Source organism: Streptomyces sp. NBC_00234 (assembly GCF_036195325.1).
GTDB lineage: Bacteria > Actinomycetota > Actinomycetes > Streptomycetales > Streptomycetaceae > Streptomyces.
Map to the genome: position 1 here is coordinate 4,869,922 of NZ_CP108101.1, position 21,180 is coordinate 4,891,101.

Here is a 21,180-nt window from a genome sequence, read left to right on the forward strand (position 1 = left end):
CACCCTACTGAGGACCGTACTTGCGGCCTGTCCTGGAGGTGACCCCTCCGAGCAGGCCGCGAGGCGTCACCTTCACCAGCCCCATCAGGGCCTTGTACCGGGCGTCGGGAACCGACACGGTCCTGCCGCGCGCGAGGTCCGCGAGCGCGCTCGTCACCAGCTTGTCCGCGTCGAGCCACATCCAGCCGGGGATGTTGCCCGTCCCCATCCCGGCCCGCTCGTGGAACTCCGTCCGCACGAATCCGGGGCACAGCGCCATCAGCCGCACCCCCGAGCCGGCCAGGTCCTTGGCCGCACCCTGGGTGAACTGCACGACCCACGCCTTCGACGCCCCGTACGTCCCGCGCGGCACGAACGCCGCGACGGACGCCACGTTGATGACTCCGCCGCGCCCCCGCTCCTTCATCCCGGCCGCCGCGGCGGACGTCAGCCGCAGCACCGCCTCGCAGTGCACCTTCAGCATCGTCAGCTCGTCGGCCATGGGGACCTCCAGATAGCGCCCCTTGTTGCCGAAGCCGGCGTTGTTGACCAGGAGGTCGACGGACTGGTGGCGATCCCGGAGCCGGGCCTCCACCGCCGCGATGCCCTTGTCCTCGGAGAGGTCGGCCGTCAGGACCTCGGCCTCGATGCCGTGCCGGTCGTGCAGTTCGGTGGCCTGGACCCGCAGCCGCTCGGTGTCACGGGCCACCAGCACCAGGTTGTGCCCCTCGCCCGCGAGCCGCCGCGCGAAAGCGGCCCCGATTCCCGCCGTCGCGCCCGTAATCAGTGCAGTCGTCATACGCGGCACGTTAGTGCCCCGCGTGCACCGGTGGTCGACCCGCCCGCTGTCCCTCGTCGACGACCACGAACTGGCCCATCATCCCGTCGTCCTCGTGTTTCAGCAGATGGCAGTGGTACATGTACGGAGTGTCGGGGTCGGCCGGCCCGTCGAACCGCAGAACGATCTTCACCGTCGTGCCGAGCGGCACCGCCACCGTGTCCTTGCGGCCACGCAGCGCGGGCTCCGGTTCCTTCCCGTTCACCTCCACGACCCTGAACTGGACGTCGTGGACGTGGAAGTTGTGGGTGACGTCGCCACCGTTGCGCAGGGTCCAGGTCTCCGTCGTGCCCCGGACGACGGTCTCGTCGATCCGGTCCATGTCCATCGCGCGGCCGTTGATCCCGGACTGGAGCAGTTCGAAGTGACGGCCGCGCACCGAATCCTCCGCCCGGGGCAGTTCGAGCTCGCCCAGGGCCGCGGGCAGGGCGGGCGACTTCCGCAGCTGCTTCGCCGCCCGCAGCTCCAGTACGTCGAAGGAGTCGTCGCCCCCGTTGAACCGCCGCTCGAAGGAGTTCCCGCCGCGCCACGGATAGCTGCGCAGCACCGTGCGCTCGCCCGGAATCATCCGTACGACGATCTCGGCACGCTCGCCCGGGGAGAGCTGGACGCGGTTCATGGCGGCGGCCTTCTCCAGCAGCCCGCCGTCGGTCCCGATCAGGTCGAACGAACGGTCGTCGTCGAAGCCGAAGGTGTAGATGCGTGCCGTGGACGCGTTGAGCAGGCGAAGCCGTACGAGCTCGTCGCCGACCTCCCGGTACGGGTCGAGCGTGCCGTTCACCAGGGTCTGCTTGCCGAGGAAGCCGGTGTTCGCGAGGAAGAAGCGCCCGTGGTCGAACCGCGCGCCCTCGAACGTCACGTCCTGGACGACGACCGGCAGATCGTCGACCCCGTACTTCTTGGGCAGCGCGAGCCGCTTCGCGCGTTCGTCGTCGATCAGGAACATGCCGGCCAGTCCGCGCTGGACGTGCTGAGCGGTCCGGCCGTGCGGATGCGGGTGGTACCAGAGCGTCGAAGCGGGCTGGTCGACCTTCCAGTGCGGGGTCCAGTCGCCGCCCGCAGGGACCGGCTGGTGCGGTCCGCCGTCCATCGACGCGGGCAGATGCATGCCGTGCCAGTGCACGCTCGACGCCTCGTCCAGGGTGTTCCTCACCCGGACCTTGACCTGCTCGCCGCGGTTCGCGCGCAGCGTGGGCCCCAGATAGCTCCCGTTGAAGCCCCAGGTCGGTGTGGACCGCCCGTCCTGGAACTCCGTCTCTCCCGCCTGCATGCGCAGATCGAAGACCCGGGTGCCGTCCGCGTCCACGGTCGACTCCGCCAGAGGCGGCACGGCCATCCGATGGCTGAAGCGGACCTTCCCCACCGTGCTCACGTCGGCGCCGGTCCACAGCCATGCGAACGCGACGCCGACCGCGGACACGAACACCCCCGCGATCACGCCCAGCGTGACCAGTACCCGTACCAACCGCCGCCGCCCCCTGGTTTTCTCCATGCGCACCAGGGTTCCGCCCGGGGAGCGGCAGGGCATGGGGCGCATCCCTGACCCTCCCCTGATCCGCCCCCTACGGACCGTCGGCCGTCAGACCCCGTGCTTCTCCACGTACGCCCGTGCGTCGCGCAGCGCCTCGGGGTGCAGGGCGTCCCCGGCCGCGAGCAGCTGGGGCAACAGCGTCCGCTCGGTCGTGACGGCCCGGAACACCAGGGAGACGGTGACGTCGTGGTCCGGCCGGTGCGCCACCTCGACCGGATCACCGGCACGGATCGTTCCCGGCTCCAGCACCCGCAGGTACGCACCGGGCGCGGCCTCCTGGGTGAACCGCTTCACCCACGCCTTCTCGCCCAGGTGACCCGCGAACGTACGACACGGGATGCGGCCCGTGGTCACCTCCAGCAGGAGCCCGGAGCCGATCCGCCAGCGCTCCCCGATCCTGGCCCCGCTCACATCGAGCCCCTGGGTCGTGAGGTTCTCGCCGAACGAGCCGTTGGCCAGGTCCCGGCCCAGTGCCTTCTCCCAGGCGTCGAGCTCCTCGCGCGCGAAGGCGTACACCGCCTGGTCCGTTCCCCCGTGGTGCCGCAGATCGCACACCGCGTCGCCGGCCAGCCCGCTGCCGCCCGCGCCCTTGGGGCCGGGGTCCGAGACCTGTACGGGCCCGTCGGCCGGATGCTTGTCGATTCCGGTGAGGCCCCCGGGGCCATTGGTGTGTTCGGACGCCGTGGGGCGGCCCAGATTCACGGTCAGCAGCTTCATGGCGTACACGCTAGCGAGTCACCACCCAAAGTGGCACGCCAATTATTCGCCAGTGCTACAAGAGTCCCTTATGGTGGAGGGGTGATCGAAGCCCGTCATCTCCGAGTCCTGCGTGCCGTGTCCACCACCGGTTCGTTCTCCGCCGCCGCGCGCGAACTCGGCTGCACCCAGCCCGCGGTCAGCCAGCAGATGAAGGCGCTGGAGGCATCGGCGGGCACCACGCTGCTGATCCGTACGGGGCGCGAGATGAGGCTCACCCAGGCCGGCGAGGCCCTGGTGCGCCACGCCTCCGGCATCCTCGCCGGGCTGACCGCCGCCGAGGAGGAGGTCGCGGCGATCGCCGGACTGCGGGCGGGCCGGGTCCGGCTCGTCTCGTTCCCCAGCGGCAGCTCCACCCTGGTCCCCGGTGCGCTCGCGGCCCTGCGCGCCGCCCACCCGGGCACCCGGGTCTCGCTCGTCGAGGCGGAGCCGCCCCGCTCGGTGGAGATGCTCCGGGACGGCGACTGCGACATCGCGCTGGCCTTCCGTTACGGGGCGTCCGGCGGGGAGTGGGACGACCTGGTCGTACGCCCGCTGCTGGCCGACCGGCTGATCGGGCTGGTTCCCGAGGGGCACCGGCTGGCCGGTGCGCAGGCCGTGGGCATCGCGGAGCTGGCCGACGAGCCGTGGATCGCGGGCTGTCCGCGCTGCCGCCGCCAGCTCGTGGAGGTCTGCGAGGCGTCCGGCTTCACCCCCCGGATCGACTTCGCCACCGACGACTACCCGGCGGTGATCGGACTGGTGGGAGCGGGCCTCGGGGTGGCCGTCCTCCCGGAGCTGGCGATCGAGTCGGTACGCCCCAAGGGGGCCAGGACCGTCACGGTCGAACCGGCCATCGAGCGCGAGATCGTCGCGCTGACCCTCCCGGACCTGGCCCGGGTGCCGGCGGTGGCGGCCACCCTGGATCAGCTGTCCCTGGCCGCCGCGCGCTGAAGCGGGCAGCTCCGTAGACATGGAGCTGCCCGCTTCAGTGGGTTTTCCGGGTCCTGCGGGTTCTGCGGGTGCGGGGGGTCCTGCGGTCGCGCCGGGGCCTGCGCTTGATGTGGCCGGGTGCTGCGGCCGGTGCTGCGGGTCATGTGGAACGTTCGTGAAGAAACGTTTCTCTGATAGGTGGAGGCGTCGGTGTCAGGCGTGTCCGGGGCCGGCCGGGGTGCCCGAGTGGGCGGCCGTGATCAGCCGGTTGCGTGCACGGCCCATGAGCTCTTCGCGTTCGTCCTCGGTCAGGCCGCCCCACACTCCGTAGGGCTCCCGTACCGCCAGGGCGTGTGCCGCGCACTCGGCCCGTACCGGGCAGCGCATGCACACCTCTTTCGCCGAGGTCTCGCGAGCGCTCCGAGCCGCCCCGCGCTCACCCTCCGGGTGGAAGAAGAGTGAGCTGTCGACCCCTCGGCAGGCGGCCAGCAGCTGCCAGTCCCACAGGTCTGCGTTGGGTCCGGGAAGGCGGGAGAAATCTGCCATTGCTTGTCCCCTCGAAACCGTGCTGAGTCGGAAACGGCATCCTCGACCGTTGTCGAGCGTCGGTGACCGGAGTCCCGACCGTACATCTACGGTGTTAGTAGATGTAAATATGACTGATTGCGAATCTAGCCACAGACACCCTCAAAAGGGAAGTAAATCCGCTAAATGGGGCATACCTTCAGGTGAAGTTTCCGTTGACGCCTGGACGATCTGCGCCGCTCTCCTCCGTGTGCGGCCCCTCACGTAGAGTGCCGAACTCGACCTTCCGACCCGTAACTCTTTCGAGTGACCATCGTTGAGAGTGCGGAGGCGGTTGACGAAGAACGAGCTCGGGCAGATGTCCGAGGGGGTCAACCGCACAGGTGACGACTTGTATCAGCCTGGAGGCACAAGGTGACGCGCATCAGCTGCGGAGGACGGTCATGACATCCGTCCTCGTCTGCGACGACTCCCCGCTTGCCCGAGAAGCGCTCCGCCGCGCGGTTGCGACCGTTCCCGGCGTCGAGCGTGTGACGACGGCGGCCAACGGCGAGGAAGTCCTCCGCCGCTGGGGGGCCGACCGTTCGGATCTGATTCTGATGGACGTACGCATGCCCGGTCTGGGGGGTGTGGAGACGGTCCGGCGACTGCTCTCCGCCGACCCGGGGGCCCGGATCATCATGCTGACCGTCGCCGAGGACCTGGACGGTGTCGCGCTCGCGGTCGCCGCCGGCGCCCGCGGATATCTGCACAAGGACGCCTCGCGCGCCGAACTGCGGGCCACAGTGACGCAGGCCCTGGCCGATCCGACGTGGCGGCTCGCCCCCCGTCGGCTCCGGTCCGCCGAGATGGGCGCGGCGCCGACGCTCACCGCGCGTGAGATCCAGGTGCTCGAAGGCATGAGCCACGGGCGGTCCAACGCGGAGATCGGGCGCGAGCTCTTCCTCTCCGAGGACACGGTGAAGACGCACGCCAGGCGCCTGTTCAAGAAGCTCGGCGCCTCGGACCGCGCGCACGCCGTGGCACTCGGCTTCCGCTGGGGCCTGGTCCGCTGATTCCGGGCCACGGCCGGTAGTCGAATCCACCCCCCGTCCGCGCAACGGCGGGCGGGGTGACGGGGACGGCGGGGCGGCGGACCCGCGATCGGGCCCTTCCGACCAGCGATATGTGACGCTTCCCGGCCGATGACGCATCCTTGAGATGTGGAGTTCCTCGGGAACGATTCGGTCGAGCGGAAGGGGAGGGCGCAGGACATGACATCCGGCGCACCCGCTCATAACGCTTCGGTGCACAACTCAGGACGCGGTGCCGCGGATCCGGCAGCGTCAAGGCACCATGGTTCGATGCGCGACGACGAGACAACGGTGATCGGTGCTCTGGTGCACCGAGCCGTGGACGGCGACGCGCAGGCCACCCACGATCTGCTGGCCCATGTCCACCCCCTCGCGCTGCGCTACTGCAGGTCCCGGCTGAACCGGCTGCCCGGTGATGCCCGTCACTTCGTGGAGGACCTGGCGCAGGAGGTCTGTGTCGCGGTGCTCATGGCGCTGCCGCGGTACAAGGACACCGGCAGACCCTTCGAAGCCTTCGTCTTCGCCATCGCGGGTCACAAGGTCGCCGACCTCCAGCGCGCCGCCATGCGGCACCCCGGGTCGACGGCCGTGCCCTCCGACGAGATGCCGGAGCGGCCCGACGATTCGCTCGGCCCGGAAGAGCGTGCCCTGCTCAGCAGTGACGCGGCCTGGGCCAAGAAGCTCCTGGCCAACCTCCCGGAGAACCAGCGCGAGCTGCTGGTCCTGCGGGTCGCCGTCGGACTCACGGCCGAGGAGACCGGACAGATGCTGGGGATGTCCCCGGGGGCCGTCCGGGTCGCCCAGCACCGCGCGCTGAGCAGGCTGCGCGCCCTCGCGGGGCAGTAGGGATGTCCGTCCGTGCTCACGTAGGAAGCTACAGAACCGCTAACTGATCTTGATCGTGGAATGAGACACCCCTGATGCCCGTTAGCATGGACATCCGCACCGATCAAGGCCATTTGGGGAAGGTGTCATGACTGCAAACGTCGACGGAGTGCCCGAGAAATTCGCGACGCTCGGGCTGACATACGACGACGTGCTGCTGCTGCCCGGCGCGTCCGACATGGCGCCCGATCAGATCGACACTTCCTCGTACATCTCGAAGAACGTCCGGGTGAACATCCCGCTGCTCTCCGCGGCGATGGACAAGGTCACCGAGGCGCGCATGGCCATCGCCATGGCCCGTCAGGGCGGCGCGGGCGTGCTGCACCGCAATCTCTCCATCGCCGACCAGGCCAACCAGGTCGACCTGGTGAAGCGCTCCGAGTCCGGCATGGTCACCGACCCGATCACGGTGCACCCGGACGCGACGCTGCGCGAGGCCGACGAGCTCTGCGCCAAGTTCCGCATCAGCGGTGTCCCGGTGACCGACGCCGCCGGCAAGCTGCTCGGCATCGTCACCAACCGTGACATGGCCTTCGAGTCGGACCGCGGCCGTCAGGTCCGCGAGGTCATGACGCCGATGCCGCTGGTCACGGGCAAGGTCGGCATCTCCGGCGTGGACGCCATGGAACTGCTGCGCCGCCACAAGATCGAGAAGCTTCCGCTGGTCGACGACCACGGGATCCTCAAGGGCCTCATCACGGTCAAGGACTTCGTCAAGGCCGAGAAGTACCCGAACGCCGCCAAGGACAAGGAAGGCCGGCTGCTCGTCGGCGCCGCCGTCGGTGTCGCGGGCGACGCCTACGAGCGGGCCCAGGCGCTCGTCGAGGCCGGTGTCGACTTCATCGTCGTCGACACCGCCCACGGCCACTCCCGGCTCGTCGGCGACATGGTCGCCAAGATCAAGTCGAACGCCTCGGTCGACGTCATCGGCGGCAACATCGCCACCCGTGACGGCGCCCAGGCGCTGATCGACGCGGGCGTCGACGGCATCAAGGTCGGCGTCGGCCCGGGCTCCATCTGTACCACCCGTGTGGTCGCCGGCATCGGCGTCCCGCAGGTCACCGCGATCTACGAGGCATCGCTCGCCGCCAAGGCGGCCGGTGTCCCGGTCATCGGTGACGGCGGCCTCCAGTACTCCGGTGACATCGCCAAGGCCCTGGTGGCCGGCGCCGACACCGTGATGCTCGGCTCGCTGCTCGCGGGCTGCGAGGAGTCGCCGGGTGAGCTGCTCTTCATCAACGGCAAGCAGTTCAAGTCGTACCGCGGCATGGGTTCGCTCGCCGCGATGCAGACCCGTGGCGACCGCAAGTCGTTCTCCAAGGACCGCTACTTCCAGGAGGGCGTCGCCTCCGACGAGAAGCTGGTTCCCGAGGGCATCGAGGGCCAGGTCCCCTACCGGGGCCCGCTCTCCGCGGTCGTGCACCAGCTCACCGGCGGTCTGCGCCAGTCGATGTTCTACGTCGGCGGCCGGACGGTGCCGGAGCTCCAGGCCAACGGCCGTTTCGTCCGGATCACCTCGGCGGGTCTCAAGGAGAGCCACCCGCACGACATCCAGATGACGGTCGAAGCGCCGAACTACAGCAGGAAGTAACCGCAGAGTCGCCGGAGGGGCGGCCCCGGGGGGTTCCCGGGGCCGCCCCTCCGACGTGTGTCGGGGATACTGGCATGGCAGACGTAGAGGGAAAGGCCACACCATCGTGACTGAGATCGAGATCGGGCGCGGCAAGCGCGGCCGCCGGGCGTACGCATTCGACGACATCGCCGTCGTACCGAGCCGCCGTACGCGGGACCCGAAGGAGGTCTCGATCGCCTGGCAGATCGATGCCTACCGGTTCGAGCTGCCCTTCCTGGCCGCCCCCATGGACTCCGTGGTTTCTCCGCAGCACGCCATCCGGATCGGCGAGCTCGGCGGCCTGGGCGTTCTCAACCTGGAAGGGCTGTGGACCCGGCACGCCGACCCGCAGCCGCTCCTCGACGAGATCGCCGAGATGCCCGTCGAGTCCGCGACCCGCCGGCTCCAGGAGATCTACTCCGCCCCCATCCAGGAGGAGCTGATCGGGCAGCGCATCAAGGAGGTGCGCGACTCCGGTGTCGTCACCGCCGCCGCGCTCTCCCCGCAGCGCACCGCACAGTTCTCCAAGGCGGTCGTCGACGCGGGCGTGGACATCTTCGTGATCCGCGGTACGACGGTCTCCGCCGAGCACGTCTCGGGTGCGGCCGAGCCGCTCAACCTGAAGCAGTTCATCTACGAGCTGGACGTCCCGGTGATCGTCGGCGGCTGCGCCACGTACACCGCGGCCCTGCACCTGATGCGCACCGGCGCGGCCGGTGTCCTCGTCGGCTTCGGCGGCGGCGCGGCGCACACCACGCGCAACGTCTTCGGCATCCAGGTCCCGATGGCGACCGCGGTCGCCGATGTGGCCGGGGCCCGTCGCGACTACATGGACGAGTCCGGCGGCCGGTACGTGCACGTGATCGCCGACGGTGGCGTCGGCTGGTCCGGCGACCTGCCGAAGGCCATCGCCTGCGGCGCCGACGCCGTGATGATGGGCTCTCCGCTGGCCCGTGCGACGGACGCGCCCGGCCGCGGCCGGCACTGGGGCATGGAGGCCGTCCACGAGGACGTGCCGCGCGGCAAGCTGGTGGACCTGGGCTCCGTCGGGACGACGGAGGAGGTCCTCACGGGCCCCTCGCACACCCCTGACGGCTCGATGAACATCTTCGGCGCCCTGCGCCGCGCGATGGCCACGACGGGCTACAGCGACCTCAAGGAGTTCCAGCGCGTCGAGGTGACGGTGGCGGACTCGCAGCACCGCCGCTGATCCACCCCGGACATCCGGACATGACGGGAGGGCCCGGACCACAGCTATGGTCCGGGCCCTCCCGTCATGCGTACCGCGTGGTGACTAGTCGGCCTTGCGGGCGCCACCGATGGCGGCGATCGGACCGAGGGCGAGGAAGAGGTACGTCATGAAGTCGGCCTCTTCCTTCCAGATCTTCGTGACGTCACCGAAGTGGTCGAAGAAGACGCCGGAGAACGACAGCCCGGACGCGTCCGCGAGGATCATCGACATGCCGACGAGCTGGCCGAGGTAGACGGCGCCGAGGGAGAAGACGGCGCCGGCGCCGATCACGGCCGGGTTGCTGCCGCCGACCTTCGCCGCGGCGAAGCCGACGAGGAAGCCGACGCCGACCGCCGCGTAGCCGACCTCGCGCTCGATGGAGCCGGCGATGACGCCGTAGAGGATCGCCGCGACGATGGCCGTGCCCAGCGCGGTCAGGATGCCGAGGGCGAGGTTGTTGCGCGCGGGGGGTGCCGGGGCGAACGGGGCGCCGCCGCCGAACTGGCCGGGCTGCTGGTCACCGGCGAAGGGGTTGCCCGTCGGGGCACCCGGCTGCTGGGCGTACGGGTTGCCGTCGGTGGGCTGACCGCCGAAGGGCTGCTGCGGCTGGTTCGGCGGCACGGGCTGACTCATGGTGGATTTCCCCCTGGGACGGAAGCGCACGGCTGTGCGAGAAGTGACGCCGCAGGCTAGCAGTCCGTTCGGACATCGCCCACCGGAATCCCTTGCGGGAGTTGGCCGGGGGGCCGTTCTCACAGCCGGTGCGCGGCTCCCGCCGGGGTGGCTCCCCGGGTGTCCAGGAGGAGTTGGGCCTTCACGGCGAGGCCCTGGAGGTCGTACGTACGGTGGTGCTGGAGGAGCACCGTCAGATCGGCGCTGGCCGCGGCCTCGTACAGCGAGTCCGCACGGGGGACGGGCAGTTCGCGCACGCGCCAGTCCAGGACGTGCGGGTCGTGGTAGCCGATCTGTGCGCCCATGTCCATCAGCCGGCCCGCGATCTCGCGGGCGGGGGACGCCTCCTGGTCGGCGAGGTCCGGCTTGTAGGTGACCCCGAGAAGCAGCACGCGGGCGCCCCGGACGGACTTGCCGTGTTCGTTGAGAAGGGTGGCGCAGCGCTGGATCACGTACTGCGGCATCCGGTCGTTGATCTCCTGGGCGAGCGAGACCATGCGCAAGGGGTGGCCCGGGGTGCGGCTGTTGTACGGGAGGTAGCCGGGGTCCACGGGGGCGCCGTGGCCGCCGACGCCGGGGCCGGGGCGGAAGGGCTGGAAGCCGAAGGGCTTGGTCTCGGCGCACCGGATGACGTCCCAGAAGTCGACCCCGAGGTCGTGGCAGAGCACCGCCATCTCGTTGACCAGGGCGATGTTGACGTGCCGGAAGTTGGTCTCCAGGACCTTGGTCATCTCCGCCTCGCGCGGGCCGCGGGCCCGGACGACCTTGTCGGTGAGCCTGCCGTAGAACGCCGCGGCCGACTCGGTGCACGCCGGGGTGAGTCCGCCGATCACCTTGGGGGTGTTGGCGTAGCCGTGGGTGCGGCTGCCCGGGTCGAGGCGGCTGGGGGAGCAGGCGAGGTGGAAGTCGCGTCCGGCGCGCAGCCCGGAGCCCTCCTCCAGCAGGGGCCGCAGGAAGCTCTCGGTGGTGCCGGGGGGCACGGCCGATTCGAGGAGCACGGTGGTGTGCGGGCGCAGCCGGGCGGCGAGCGCGCGCGCCGCGTCGCCGAGGGCGCCGAGGTCGAGGGTGCGGTCCGCGCCGAGGGGGGTGGGGGCGCAGATGACGGCGGTACGGATCCGGCCCAGTTCGGCGGGGTTGGTGGTGGGGCGGAATCCTCCGGCGAGCATCCGGCGGATGTCCGAGGCCGTGAGAGAACCCTCGACGGGGCTGCGACCTGCGGAGAGTTCGGCGAAGGGGCGGGGATCGGTGTCGTATCCGACGGTCTGGATACCCGCTGCCACAGCGGCTTGGGCGAGGGGCAGGCCGAGGTGACCGAGTCCGATGACAGCGAGGTCTGCGGGCATGTGGATGGTCGTCCTTCCCTAAGACCATGAGGCCAGAAGCGCAACTGCTGGGGACAGCGCAATGTCAGACTAAGCGTAAATATGACCTATATGTCGCATTGTGTGAGTCCAGTCGTCCGGGTGTTGTCCACAGGCGGTGGCTGAAGTCGCGGTCCGCGGACAGAATCGACTCGTGGGCACACGTGGCCGGCCGCCCGCGCCGGTCCGCGGCACCGTGCCGGACACCCCGATCTACCGGGAGGCAGCAGTGAGGACAGCGACACTGGGACCCGCCGAGCGCGCCGAGGCGCTCGCCGCGATGGCCGAGCGCGAGTTGGACGTGCTGGTCGTGGGGGCGGGCGTGGTCGGCGCCGGGACCGCACTGGACGCGGCCACCAGAGGGCTCTCGACCGGTCTGGTCGAAGCGCGCGACTGGGCGTCCGGCACGTCGAGCAGGTCGAGCAAGCTGATCCACGGCGGGCTGCGCTATCTGGAGATGCTCGACTTCGCGCTCGTGCGGGAGGCGCTCAAGGAGCGCGGGCTGCTGCTGGAACGGCTGGCGCCGCATCTGGTGAAGCCCGTGCCGTTCCTCTATCCCTTGCAGCACAAGGGCTGGGAGCGGCTCTACGCGGGCTCGGGCGTCGCCCTCTACGACGCGATGTCCGTGTCCTCCGGGCACGGCCGCGGGCTGCCCGCCCACCGGCACCTCTCCCGCCGCCAGGCCCTGCGGGTCGCGCCCGCGCTGAAGAAGGATGCCCTGGTCGGAGCCCTGCAGTACTACGACGCCCAGATGGACGACGCCCGCTATGTGGCCACGCTGGTGCGCACCGCCTCGGTCTACGGCGCGCACGTGGCCAACCGGGCGCGGGTCATCGGATTCCTCCGTGAGGGTGAACGGGTCGTCGGGGCCCGTGTGGAGGACGTCGAGGCCGGCGGCGTCTACGAGGTCAGGGCCAAACAGGTGGTGAACGCGACCGGGGTGTGGACGGACGACACCCAGGCGCTGATCGGTGAGCGCGGACAGTTCCACGTCCGTGCGTCCAAGGGCATCCATCTGGTGGTGCCGAAGGACCGCATCCACTCCTCGACCGGGCTGATCCTGCGGACCGAGAAGTCCGTGCTGTTCGTGATCCCCTGGGGCCGGCACTGGATCGTCGGTACGACGGACACCGACTGGGATCTGGACAAGGCGCACCCCGCGGCGTCCAGCGCCGACATCGACTATCTGCTCGAACATGTGAACTCCGTCCTGGCCACGCCCCTGACCAGGGACGACGTGCAGGGCGTCTACGCGGGACTGCGGCCCCTGCTGGCAGGGGAGTCGGACGCGACCAGCAAGCTGTCGCGCGAGCATACGGTGGCGCACCCGGTACCGGGGCTCGTCGTGGTCGCGGGCGGCAAGTACACGACGTACCGGGTGATGGCGAAGGACGCGGTGGACGAGGCGGTGCACGCGCTCGACCAGCGTGTGGCGGCCTGTGTCACCGAGGACATCCCGCTGCTGGGCGCCGAGGGCTACCGGGCCCTGTGGAACGCGCGGGCCAGGATCGCGGCCCGGACCGGACTGCACGTCGCCCGGGTGGAGCATCTGCTCAACCGCTACGGCTCGATGACCGAGGAACTCCTCGATCTGATCGTCGCCGATCCCTCGCTGGGCCAACCACTCCCCGCCGCGGACGACTATCTGCGCGCGGAGATCGTCTACGCCGCCTCGCACGAGGGGGCGCGTCACCTCGACGACGTTCTGACGCGGCGCACCCGGATCTCCATCGAGACCTTCGACCGGGGCACCCGCAGCGCACGGCTCTGCGCGGAGCTGATGGCGCCGGTGCTCGGCTGGGACGCCGGTCAGGTCGACCGGGAGGTCGAGCACTACGAGAAGCGGGTGGAGGCGGAACGCGAGTCGCAGCGGCAGCCGGACGACCAGACGGCCGACGCGGCACGGCTGGGGGCGCCGGATATCGTGCCGCTTTAGGGGGACTGACTGTTCCGGGGCTGTCCGGCGGGCGGGGGCGCGGGGCAGAACTCCGCTTCCACCAGCCCCGTTTCCAGCGCCTCGTCGGACAACGCGTCCGTGTTGATGCGGAAGGTGAGGGTGTGTCCGCCGTCGCGGGTCGCGACGGTGCGGGCGAAACTGCCCTGGATGCGGCCGTCGTGGCCCCAGACCGTGATCCCGCAGGACAGCCTCTGCGGGTAGATGCCCAGCCCGTAGGCGCCCTGGGCGCTACGGGTGTCCAGCAGCTCCCTCAGCCGGGCCGGCGGCAGGAGACGGCCGCTCAGCAGGGCCGTGTAGAAGCGGTTGAGATCGGTGAGCGTGGAGATCAGTTCGCCGGCCGCGCCCGCGAAGCGCGGGTCGAGCGCCGTGACGTCGCGGAGCGCCTCCTCGGGCCGGTCGCGGTGGTAGCCGCGGGAGTGCGGCGCGGGCAGGCCGGTCCTGGCACCGGGGAGGGAGGTTCCGTCGAGGTGGAGGGGGGTGAGAATGCGATGCCGTATCTCGGTGGCGTACGTATGTCCCGTGACGCGTTGAACGACCAGGCCGAGCACCGCGTAATTGGTGTTGGAGTAGGAGTAGATGCCGCGAGTGGGCGCCGGGTTCCGGGCCACGGCCGCACGCACGGCGCCCGTGCCGGAGCGGACGCGCGCGGACGGTCCCGCACCGTCCGCCGCGCCGGGAACGTCGGTGTAGTCGGACAGGCCGCTGGTGTGGGTGAGTAGCGCGCTCAGGCTGATGCGGCGGCCGTCGTTGCCGTTGCCCCGTATCAGGCCGGGCAGATACCGGTCGACGGGATCGGACAGCCGCAGCCTGCCCTCGTCGGCGAGTTGGAGCACCACCGTCGCGACGAACGTCTTGGTGATGCTGCCGGCCCGGAAGTGGTCGTCGGGCCGGATGCCGGAGCCGGCCGAGGAGTAGAAGTCGTAGGGCGGGTAGGCGCTGTTGCGGGCCAGAAGAGCTGCCGCCGGGGCGCCGCCCTGGACGACGAGCCGGGGGAGGTAGGAGGCTGCGGGTGTCGAGTGTGGTTCGCTGGGCAGGCTCGCCGTTCCCAGGCCGAGCAGACTCAGTACGAGCGGGGCGGCAAGCAGCGCCCTGGGAATCGGCATGGCGGGGGGATCCCTTCCTCCCGTCCCATCATGGCCGACCCCGGACCCGGCACCAGGACCGGTCCCGGGGTGAGGGACAATGAACGCTCTGCCAGGGCGGGTTGATCGCAGAGGGGACGCATGTCGGAGGCGGAGCAGGCACGGGAGCCCCAACGGGACAAGGAAGGCCGTCTTCTCGCGGGGCGCTACCGGCTCGGAGAGGTGCTCGGCCGGGGCGGCATGGGCACGGTCTGGCGCGCTGCCGACGAGACGCTGGGCCGCACGGTGGCCGTCAAGGAACTGCGGTTCCCCTCGGCCATCGACGAGGACGAGAAGCGCCGGCTGATCACGCGCACGCTGCGTGAGGCGAAGGCGATCGCCAGGATCCGCAACAACGGTGCGGTCACGGTCTACGACGTCGTCGACGAGGACGACCGGCCGTGGATCGTCATGGAGCTCATCGAGGGCAAGTCGCTCGCCGAGGCGATCCGCGAGGACGGGACGCTGACGCCGAAGCGCGCTGCCGAGGTGGGTCTCGCCATCCTCGACGTGCTGCGCCAGGCGCACCGCGAGGGAATCCTGCACCGCGACGTGAAGCCGTCCAACGTGCTGATCTCCGAGGACGGCCGCGTCGTGCTGACCGACTTCGGGATCGCCCAGGTCGAGGGTGACCCGTCCGTCACCTCGACGGGCATGCTCGTCGGCGCCCCCTCGTACATCTCGCCGGAACGGGCCCGCGGTCACAAGCCGGGGCCGCCCGCCGACCTGTGGTCGCTGGGCGGACTGCTGTACGCGAGCGTCGAGGGCTGCCCGCCGTACGACAAGGGGTCGGCGATCGCGACCCTGACCGCCGTGATGACCGAACCGCTCGACCCGCCCAAGAACGCGGGCCCGCTGGAGGAGGTCATCTACGGCCTGCTGGCCAGGGACCCCGATCAGCGGCTCGACGACGCCGGTGCGCGGGCCCTGCTCAACGACGTCATCAACGCTCCCGAGCAGCCGGACCGGCCCGTACCGCCGCCGGCCGACGCGACCCAGGTCATGGCCCTGCCCACGAACGTCGCCGCCGACGGTGCCGGGGCGGCGCCGAAGCGGACCCCCAAGGCCGCGTCGAAGTCCGTCCCGAAGCCGGCCGCGAAGGCCGCTGCGGCATCGGCCGCCGCGACCGCTGGGTCCGGCGACGGCGCCCGGGAGCGGCTGCGCGGCGCACTGCGCTCCGTACGGAACGCCAAGGCGGCGCCCGCGTCGGCCGTCGCGACCGCTTCGGCCCCGGGTGTGCCGCCGCAGCGCCCCGCGAGCTCGCCCACCACCCAGGCCCGCGCGTCGCTCACCGACGTGGTGCCGCGCCGCACGCTCGCCGTCATCGCGGGCATCGTGGTGCTCGCCGTGGTCGGCACCGTGCTCGCGCTGACCTTCGACGGCGGCGACGAGGACAACCGGGGCGTCGGCTCGACCGGGGGCGACACGTCCGCCTCGGCGGGAGCCGCGGGCGGCTCCGACGCGTCCGGCAAGGGCGAGGACGACGGCACGGACGAGAGCGGGAAGAACGGCCAGGGCACGGGCAAGGCGTCGGAGGAGCCGTCCGACAAGCCGTCGGACGACCCGAAGACCGACAAGCCCGACCCGGCCGACGGGCTCCCCGCCGGATACAAGACGGTGACCGACAAGCGGTTCCACTTCGTCATGGCGATGCCCGCGGACTTCCGGCGCAACGGCATAGCGGGCAGTAACTCGGGCGGCATCTACAACGTCGACGACGGATTTCCGCGCGTCCAGGTCGACTACAACAGCTCGCCCAAGGACGACGCCGCTGCCGCGTGGTCGGCTGCGGTGGCGGGCACCAGGGCCTTCAGCGACGGCTACAAGCACCTCGGCATCGACACGGTCCAGTACAACGGCTATCCGACCGTCGCCGACTGGAAGTTCGAGCGGAACCAGAAGGGCCAGCGCATCCGGATACTGAACCGGGGCTTCAAGGTCGACGCCACGCACGGCTACTCGATCATGATCAGCTGCAAGGCGAGCGAGTGGAACGGCAAGGAGTGCCGGACGCTCCGCGAGACGGCGTTCGCCACCTTCAAGCCGGCCGACTGACGGGGCGGCGGAACGGCCGGGTTGCGGTGACCCGGCCGCGCAGCCGCGACTTGCCACGTATCGTGAGAGGCCGAGGACCGTACGCAGCCGGAATGATGGGTCAATTGCACGGCAAGTGACCGTAATTGACGGATTTGTGCGAGCTCGGTGACCGGGGGGACAGCGCGCTCTGGGGAGGCGTCGTGGACGACTACGCGGGTCGGGTACTTGCCGACCGCTACCGCCTTCCGCTGCCCCCGTCCGACGAGTACGAACTGGTCGAGACCCGGGCGTTCGACACCTACAGCGGCCAGGAAGTCCTGGTCCGCCAGGTGCCGTTGCCCGAGGTCGTGGACGCCGAAGTGCTCGACGACGGTCCGCCCTCCGCCGCCAGGCTCGCGGCCGGCCGTACGGTACGGCGGTCCACGGACCCCGCGGTGCGGCGCGCGATCGAGGCCGCCCAGGCCGCCGCGCAGGTCCCCGACCACCCCCGGCTCGACCAGGTCTTCGACGTGTTCGCCGAGGCGGGCTCCCTCTGGATCGTGAGCGAACTGGTCGCCGCCCGCCCGCTCGCCGCCCTCCTCGCGGAGCGACCGCTCAATCCCTACCGGGCCGCCGAGATCGGCTCCGACGTGCTGACCGCCCTGCGGGTGCTGCACGCCCACGGCTGGACCCACCGGAACATCACCGTCCGGACGGTGCTGATCTGCGACGACGGCCGGGTCGTGCTGACCGGCCTGGCCGCCGGTGCGGCCGAGGAAGCGCTGTGCGGATACGTCCCGGCGCCGCAGCCCGAGGACGAGGACGTGTACGCCGCTCCGGCGGTCGAGTCCGGTCCCACCGGCCCGTACGTGCCGCCGACGGCCCCGGAGCCGTACCGGCCCGCCCCCGAGGTCCCGGCCTCCCGCGCACCCGCGGCGCTCGACCCGCCGGCACGCTCGCCGTTCGCGCCGCCGCCGGCGGCCGACGGCCAGGAGCTCGTCCCGCGCCCCGTCCACCCGGCCGTACCCGTCGCCGAGCCAGGCGCGGGGGACCCGGCCCATCTGCGGGCCGCGCGGGCCGGAGCCATCGCCGCCTACCGCGCGGGCGCCCGCGCCGCGGGCCGCGTCAACGAGCCGCGGGACCACGGCCAGGACGCGGCGACCGACGACGAGGACGGACGCAACGCCCTTCCGGTCCAGCGGTCCGCCGCCGAGCGGTCGCTGCTGCCGGGCGCATGGGGGCCCACGGCCGAGGACCCGTACGACGACGAGGACGAGGACGACGAGGACGGCGGGAACGAGCCGCCCGGCCGCCGCGTGCACCTGGCGGGCACCTGGGACGACGGCCCCGGCTCCGGGCGCCCCGTGCCCGCGGGCGGCTCAGGCGAGGACGCGCTGCGCGCCGACTCCCGCCGCCAGGGCACCGCCGACGCCCGGGACCACCGCGAGCGGCAGCCGCAGCCCGTGGGCGCACCGGCGGCCTCGGGCAGCTGGGAGGAGGTCGTCGCGGGCAGCCGGAACACCCCCGCCTACCGCGGCCCCGCGACTCCGCTCGCCGCCGAACGCGCACGCCAGGCACGGATCGCCGTCGTCGGCGCCGTCACCGAGCGCTGGGCACCCGAACAGGCGGGCCCGGTCCACGAGAACTGGCAGCTCGCACCGCCCATCGGCCCGTCCACGGACCTGTGGGCGCTCGGCGCCCTCCTCTACCGAGCCGTCCAGGGCCACGCCCCGTACCCCGAGGAGAACGCGGCCGAACTCGTCCAGATGGTGTGCGGCGAACCGCCCGCCTTCGCGGAGGAGTGCGGGGCGCTGCGCCCGGTCGTCGAGTCGCTGTTGCGTCAGGACCCCACGGAGCGGCCCGACTTCGAGGAGCTGCGCGGCTGGCTGCGCTCCCTCGTCCGCTCGGCGCCCGAGCCCGAGGCGGGCACCGACGTCGTCACCCTGCCGTCTCCGGACGACACCCGGCTGCCCGTCGTGCGCCGCCGGGGCGAGCTGGTCCGCAGGCGCCGAGGGCGGTCGGGTGCGTCCGCACAGGGACGGCACCGCCAGCCGAAGCAGAAGCAGCGGCACGACAAGGCGCAGTACGAGAGGACGCAGTACGAGAACCCGCGGTACGAGAAGCCGCAGCGCGAACCCCGGATGCCTCGCGAGCCCAAGGGGCCCAAGGCCCTGCGCACGCCGCCGCCCCGCCGGGACGACGGCCACTCGCCCCGGCGGCTGGGGCGGCTGCTCCTGGTCCTCATCCTGCTCGCCATGGCCGCGGCCGTCGCGTACGCCCTGATGTTCATGCCGAAGGACGAGCCCGGGGGGACCGGTGCCCAGGGCGGTTCGTCCGCTTCGGCAGCCCCCGGTGAGCCGGGCGGCGGGCAGCCTTCGGACGACGGCTCGGACACCGCCGGTTCGCAGCAGCCGCAGACCAGCCGCTCCGCCGTCGCGCTCGCCCCCGGTTACGCGCTGCGCAAGGACGCGGAGGGCTTCGAGATCGGCGTACCCAAGGACTGGCGGCGCAGCCCGGCCAATGCGGACCGTCAGATCCGTTACGGCAGCGACGGGTTCAGCCTGCTGGTCGTGCCGGGCCGCGACACGGTCGAGGCGAACGGCAGCGACCCGCTCGACTACCAGCGCGACAAGGAGCCCGAGCTCCAGCCGTTCCGCGAGTCCAGCTGGTCCTCCTCGTCCGGGCTGCGTCGTGTCGACGTCGGCCGACAGGCCATGGCCGAGGGCCAGTTCACCTGGCAGGAGACCGGCGGCCGTGAGGTCTACGTGCGCAACCTCGTGATGATCGTCGACGGCCGCTACCACACGGTCCAGGTCATCGGCCCGGAGGACGAGCGCGACCGGGTCACCGAGATCTACGAACAGGCCATCGTCTCCTACCGTGTTGCTCCCTGAGCGCTGTGCGCCTCCGGGCCGGAGCGACAAGCATCACAGTGCGGTCTCGTGAGCGGTCCGAGGTTCCATGGCCGTGCGTCCCCTCCGTAACCTGGCAGTCGAAGGAACGGGGCGGGGACACACGTGGAACATTCGCAGGGCACAGACGCGGGACCCGTACTGGCCGGGCGCTACCGGCTCGGTGACGTCCTCGGGCGGGGCGGCATGGGCAGGGTCTGGCGCGCCCACGACGAGGTGCTGCACCGGACGGTGGCCGTCAAGGAACTCACCGCCGGGCTGTACGTGGCCGAAGCCGACCGGGCCGTACTGCACGCCCGTACGCAGAAGGAGGCGCGCGCGGCGGCCCGTATCACCCACCCCGGTGTCGTCACCGTCCACGACGTCATCGAGCACGACAACCGCCCCTGGATCGTCATGCAGTACGTCGACGGGCCCTCGCTCGCCGACGCGACCAAGGAGTCCGGGGAGATCGTGCCCCGGGAGGCGGCCAGGATCGGCCTCCATGTGCTGAGCGCCCTGCGCGCCGCGCACAGTGCCGGAGTGCTGCACCGCGACGTCAAGCCCGGCAACGTCCTGCTCGCCCGCGACGGGCAGGTGCTGCTCACCGACTTCGGGATCGCCGCCATCGAGGGCGACTCCACCATCACCCGGACCGGCGAACTCGTCGGCTCCATCGACTATCTGGCGCCCGAACGGGTACGCGGCGGCGACCCCGGGCCCGCATCCGACCTCTGGTCCCTGGGTGCCACGCTCTACACGGCGGTCGAGGGGCGCTCGCCGTTCCGCCGGACGTCGCCCATCTCCACCATGCAGGCCGTCGTCATCGAGGAGCCTCCCGCGCCCACGCGCGCGGGTCCGCTGGGCCCCGTGATCACCGCACTCCTGCGCAAGGAGCCCGGGGACCGGCCGACGGCGGCCGAGGCGGAACGCATGCTGCTGGACGCCATGGAGGGCCGCGAGCCCCGGTCGGCGCAGGCGTACGTACCGACCCAGCGCGTTCCCGACGAGGTCCTTCGGGGCCTTTCGGCGCCGGAGGGCTCGACGGACCGTCTGCCGGAGCCGGTTCATCCGGACAACCCGCCCACGCTCGCCGGGCCCGAGGGAACACCCGGCCCCGAGGGAATACCCGGACACGTCCCCGCGTACGCGACCCCGCGGCGCAACCGGTGGCGTACGGCACTCGTGGCCGTCGCCGTCCTCGTCGTGCTCGCCGCGGCGGCCGGTCTCGTGGTGAAGAAGTACGGGGGCGGCGGCGGGGAGGGTTCGCGTACCGGGAACACCGCGTCCCCGGACCAGGAGACCAGGACCACCGCGCCGCCGGAGTCCCAGCAGCCGGAGTCCTCCGCCGACGTGGTGCCCGAGGGCTGGCGCCGGGTCGACGACCCCGAGGGCTTCAGCCTCGTCGTGCCGGACGACTGGTACCGGCAGACGGACGGCAACCAGATCGACTACACGCCGGACAACGGGGCGCACCGCATCCGGATCAGCATCGACCCGGACCCGGACTTCGAGAACCCGTACATGCACACGCTGAACATGGAGAAGGACCTGGAGAAGCGGCTGCCCGGATACGACCGGGTGACGCTCCACTCGAACACCTACCGGGACCGTCCCGGCTCGCTCTGGGAGTTCACCTGGATCGAGTCCAAGGACCACCCGGGCCCGCGCCACGGGATCGACCAGATGTACTACGCGGAGGCCGACGGGCCGGAGTACGCGCTCTACATGACGAGCCCGGAGGAGGACTGGCGGACCAGCCGGGAACAGTTCGACACCATGGTGCGCTTCTGGAAGCCCCCGGCCGCCGGCGGCTGACC

The 21,180-nt window shown here is 71.3% G+C and carries 16 protein-coding genes; 9 read left to right on the top strand and 7 right to left on the bottom strand.

The features are described from left to right. Positions 1 to 4: 4 nt before the first annotated feature. The 3 genes from OG230_RS21655 to OG230_RS21665 form a co-directional block, all read right to left on the bottom strand. Complete coding sequence (locus OG230_RS21655; RefSeq protein ID WP_328905360.1) at positions 5 to 778, bottom strand: SDR family NAD(P)-dependent oxidoreductase; 774 nt, start codon at positions 776 to 778, stop codon at positions 5 to 7. Between the two features lie 10 nt (positions 779 to 788). Then, on the bottom strand, positions 789 to 2,309 hold the full coding sequence (locus tag OG230_RS21660) for a multicopper oxidase family protein (protein WP_328905361.1): 1,521 nt from the start codon (positions 2,307 to 2,309) through the stop codon (positions 789 to 791). Between the two features lie 87 nt (positions 2,310 to 2,396). After that, positions 2,397 to 3,065, bottom strand: a complete 669-nt coding sequence (locus OG230_RS21665) for an MOSC domain-containing protein (RefSeq protein ID WP_328905362.1) — start codon at positions 3,063 to 3,065, stop codon at positions 2,397 to 2,399. A gap of 81 nt (positions 3,066 to 3,146) precedes the next feature. On the opposite strand from OG230_RS21665, the gene OG230_RS21670 reads away from it, so the two are divergent. Continuing rightward, the gene (locus OG230_RS21670; RefSeq protein WP_328905363.1) at positions 3,147 to 4,037 is read left to right on the top strand and encodes a LysR family transcriptional regulator; all 891 of its coding nucleotides are present in this window, start codon (positions 3,147 to 3,149) and stop codon (positions 4,035 to 4,037) included. A 192-nt stretch (positions 4,038 to 4,229) separates the two neighbouring features. Here the strand turns inward: OG230_RS21670 and OG230_RS21675 are convergent, their stop codons facing one another. Next, positions 4,230 to 4,562 carry a WhiB family transcriptional regulator gene (locus tag OG230_RS21675; RefSeq protein WP_328905364.1) on the bottom strand — a complete coding sequence of 111 codons (333 nt, stop codon included), beginning with the start codon at positions 4,560 to 4,562 and terminating at the stop codon, positions 4,230 to 4,232. A gap of 422 nt (positions 4,563 to 4,984) precedes the next feature. On the opposite strand from OG230_RS21675, the gene OG230_RS21680 reads away from it, so the two are divergent. The 4 genes from OG230_RS21680 (at position 4,985) to OG230_RS21695 (ending at position 9,321) form a co-directional block, all read left to right on the top strand. Continuing rightward, a complete protein-coding gene (locus OG230_RS21680; protein WP_003948568.1) occupies positions 4,985 to 5,596 on the top strand; it encodes a response regulator transcription factor in 612 nt (203 codons plus the stop codon). Between the two features lie 288 nt (positions 5,597 to 5,884). Further along, positions 5,885 to 6,460, top strand: coding sequence for a sigma-70 family RNA polymerase sigma factor (locus tag OG230_RS21685; protein ID WP_056796454.1), 576 nt, complete (start codon positions 5,885 to 5,887; stop codon positions 6,458 to 6,460). 127 nt (positions 6,461 to 6,587) lie between these two features. After that, positions 6,588 to 8,090, top strand: a complete 1,503-nt coding sequence (gene guaB / locus OG230_RS21690) for an IMP dehydrogenase (RefSeq protein WP_328905365.1) — start codon at positions 6,588 to 6,590, stop codon at positions 8,088 to 8,090. Positions 8,091 to 8,196: 106 nt separating this feature from the next. After that, a complete protein-coding gene (locus OG230_RS21695) occupies positions 8,197 to 9,321 on the top strand; it encodes a GuaB3 family IMP dehydrogenase-related protein (protein ID WP_007453079.1) in 1,125 nt (374 codons plus the stop codon). Positions 9,322 to 9,405: 84 nt separating this feature from the next. On the opposite strand, the gene OG230_RS21700 is transcribed toward OG230_RS21695, so the two are convergent. Next, positions 9,406 to 9,975 carry a hypothetical protein gene (locus tag OG230_RS21700; RefSeq protein ID WP_328905366.1) on the bottom strand — a complete coding sequence of 190 codons (570 nt, stop codon included), beginning with the start codon at positions 9,973 to 9,975 and terminating at the stop codon, positions 9,406 to 9,408. A gap of 119 nt (positions 9,976 to 10,094) precedes the next feature. Continuing rightward, the gene (locus OG230_RS21705; protein ID WP_328905367.1) at positions 10,095 to 11,357 is read right to left on the bottom strand and encodes a nucleotide sugar dehydrogenase; all 1,263 of its coding nucleotides are present in this window, start codon (positions 11,355 to 11,357) and stop codon (positions 10,095 to 10,097) included. Positions 11,358 to 11,604: 247 nt separating this feature from the next. Between OG230_RS21705 and OG230_RS21710 the strand changes: the two genes are divergently transcribed. Next, complete coding sequence (locus tag OG230_RS21710) at positions 11,605 to 13,311, top strand: glycerol-3-phosphate dehydrogenase/oxidase (protein ID WP_328911483.1); 1,707 nt, start codon at positions 11,605 to 11,607, stop codon at positions 13,309 to 13,311. On the opposite strand, the gene OG230_RS21715 is transcribed toward OG230_RS21710, so the two are convergent. Then, the gene (locus OG230_RS21715; RefSeq protein ID WP_328905368.1) at positions 13,308 to 14,435 is read right to left on the bottom strand and encodes a serine hydrolase domain-containing protein; all 1,128 of its coding nucleotides are present in this window, start codon (positions 14,433 to 14,435) and stop codon (positions 13,308 to 13,310) included. The two genes, OG230_RS21710 and OG230_RS21715, sit on opposite strands and share 4 nt — an antisense overlap. 120 nt (positions 14,436 to 14,555) lie before the next feature. Between OG230_RS21715 and OG230_RS21720 the strand changes: the two genes are divergently transcribed. The 3 genes from OG230_RS21720 (at position 14,556) to OG230_RS21730 (ending at position 21,178) form a co-directional block, all read left to right on the top strand. Continuing rightward, positions 14,556 to 16,508, top strand: a complete 1,953-nt coding sequence (locus tag OG230_RS21720) for a serine/threonine-protein kinase (RefSeq protein ID WP_328905369.1) — start codon at positions 14,556 to 14,558, stop codon at positions 16,506 to 16,508. A 182-nt stretch (positions 16,509 to 16,690) separates the two neighbouring features. Beyond that, positions 16,691 to 19,363, top strand: coding sequence for a protein kinase (locus OG230_RS21725; RefSeq protein WP_328905370.1), 2,673 nt, complete (start codon positions 16,691 to 16,693; stop codon positions 19,361 to 19,363). A 123-nt stretch (positions 19,364 to 19,486) separates the two neighbouring features. Continuing rightward, complete coding sequence (locus tag OG230_RS21730) at positions 19,487 to 21,178, top strand: serine/threonine-protein kinase (protein WP_328905371.1); 1,692 nt, start codon at positions 19,487 to 19,489, stop codon at positions 21,176 to 21,178. Positions 21,179 to 21,180 lie beyond the last annotated feature (2 nt).

Bases quoted from the DNA above. Each gene is read 5' to 3' on its own strand.
- OG230_RS21700 (WP_328905366.1), bottom strand. From the start codon at position 9,975: ATGAGTCAGCCCGTGCCGCCGAACCAGCCGCAGCAGCCCTTCGGCGGT.
- OG230_RS21660 (WP_328905361.1), bottom strand. From the start codon at position 2,309: ATGGAGAAAACCAGGGGGCGGCGGCGGTTGGTACGGGTACTGGTCACG.
- OG230_RS21680 (WP_003948568.1), top strand. From the start codon at position 4,985: ATGACATCCGTCCTCGTCTGCGACGACTCCCCGCTTGCCCGAGAAGCG.
- OG230_RS21655 (WP_328905360.1), bottom strand. From the start codon at position 778: ATGACGACTGCACTGATTACGGGCGCGACGGCGGGAATCGGGGCCGCT.
- OG230_RS21685 (WP_056796454.1), top strand. From the start codon at position 5,885: ATGCGCGACGACGAGACAACGGTGATCGGTGCTCTGGTGCACCGAGCC.
- OG230_RS21665 (WP_328905362.1), bottom strand. From the start codon at position 3,065: ATGAAGCTGCTGACCGTGAATCTGGGCCGCCCCACGGCGTCCGAACAC.
- OG230_RS21705 (WP_328905367.1), bottom strand. From the start codon at position 11,357: ATGCCCGCAGACCTCGCTGTCATCGGACTCGGTCACCTCGGCCTGCCC.
- OG230_RS21715 (WP_328905368.1), bottom strand. From the start codon at position 14,435: ATGCCGATTCCCAGGGCGCTGCTTGCCGCCCCGCTCGTACTGAGTCTG.
- OG230_RS21675 (WP_328905364.1), bottom strand. From the start codon at position 4,562: ATGGCAGATTTCTCCCGCCTTCCCGGACCCAACGCAGACCTGTGGGAC.
- guaB (WP_328905365.1), top strand. From the start codon at position 6,588: ATGACTGCAAACGTCGACGGAGTGCCCGAGAAATTCGCGACGCTCGGG.
- OG230_RS21720 (WP_328905369.1), top strand. From the start codon at position 14,556: ATGTCGGAGGCGGAGCAGGCACGGGAGCCCCAACGGGACAAGGAAGGC.